General features: G+C 43.3%; 2 protein-coding genes. Both read right to left on the bottom strand.

The genetic code is table 11. The features are described from left to right. On the bottom strand, positions 1-134 hold a 134-nt coding region (locus HP456_RS23860), incomplete at its 3' end, for a CAT RNA binding domain-containing protein (RefSeq protein ID WP_216663411.1). Positions 135-322: 188 nt separating this feature from the next. Continuing rightward, positions 323-1,484: NCS2 family permease (locus HP456_RS23855; protein WP_172255653.1), on the bottom strand; the 1,162-nt coding region annotated here is incomplete at its 5' end.

The raw sequence follows: 1,484 nt of genomic DNA, 5'->3' as shown, positions 1-1,484 counted from the left end.
TCATTCCGGATGGGGTCTCCGCTCTTTCGATTAAACCCGATCCCTTTTCCAATCAGAACGACTTCCCCATAGCTTTCATGCTGGGCGATCAGCACATTATTATTCAATGTTTTTTTTACATTCAAAGTAGGCATAAGTATTTCTCCCCATTAATTCGACCATTTCCGACATTATCCGATTACATGATTTTAACGAATATGAACATTTATTTCAATTAAATTAAAACTCCTTAAGTATTACATTCTCTTCCGTCCTCTCACATCCTCTTTTTAAAAAGAAAAAACTGACCTCTATAAAAGAGGTCAGTTGTCAGGATGTATGATTAAGCAATAAATATAAAATACAGTACGAACACGACAAACAATGCATACATAATCGGATGGATTTCTTTTGCTCGTCCTTTAATGATCATGGTAATCGGATAGAAAATAAATCCGAGTGCGATCCCGGTAGCGATACTGTAAGTCAAAGGCATGGCCACGATCGTTAAGAACGCCGGGACAGCGATTTCGAATTTCTTCCAATCGATTTCACCTAATGAAGAAACCATCAGAACCCCGACGATAATCAGTGCCGGCGCCGTAACCGGTGCCGTGATGACGGCAAGCAGCGGGAAGAAGAAAATGGAAAGCAAGAACAGAACCCCTGTAACAACTGAAGCAAATCCGGTTCTGGCCCCTGCCGCAACTCCTGCCGAAGATTCGATATAGGATGTAGTCGTTGAGGTACCAAGAATAGCTCCCACCACCGTTGCGCAAGAGTCTGCGAACAGTGCTTTTCCTGCGCGAGGAAGCTTATTATTCTTCATTAATCCTGCCTGATTTGCCACGGCAACAAGTGTACCGGCTGTATCAAAGAAATCTACGAATAAGAAAGTAAGCACTACAACAAGCATTTGGATTGTAAATATGCTTCCTGCATCATTAAACAGCGGGTCAAGCGCTGCTCCAAAGGTTGGTGCGAGACTAGGTGCCGCATCCACAAGACCTTTCGGAGTGTCAATGAGACCGACAAACATGCCAATAATCGCAGTTGCAACCATCCCAATGAAAATGCCGCCTTTTACACCTTTTGTCATTAAGATTACAGTAATGATAATTCCAAAAATCGCAAGTAAGGTGTTACCGTGGGTCAGATCTCCAATCCCCACAAGCACTGCATCATTATTGACGATGATTCCTGCGTTTTGAAAACCAACAAATGTGATGAAAAGCCCGATACCTGCTCCGACTGCATATTTCAATTCAGCAGGGATGGAATTGATGATCTTTTCACGGATACCAGTCAGTGTTAAAGCGATGAAAATCAACCCTGAAATCAGAACACCAGTAAGGGCAGATTGCCATGAAACGCCCATTGTTAACACTACGGTGTAAGCGAAGAATGCATTAAGCCCCATCCCCGGCGCCAGGGCAATCGGATATTTCGCAAGCAGTCCCATAATCAATGAACCAATTGCAGCAGCCAAAGCAGTTGCAACGAAT

This window comes from Bacillus haikouensis (assembly GCF_013179555.1).
In the GTDB taxonomy this organism is placed as follows: Bacteria; Bacillota; Bacilli; order Bacillales; family Bacillaceae_B; genus Rossellomorea; species Rossellomorea haikouensis_A.
The sequence above is the reverse complement of the archived record's forward strand: the minus strand, read 5'-3'. Positions and strand labels throughout refer to the sequence as shown.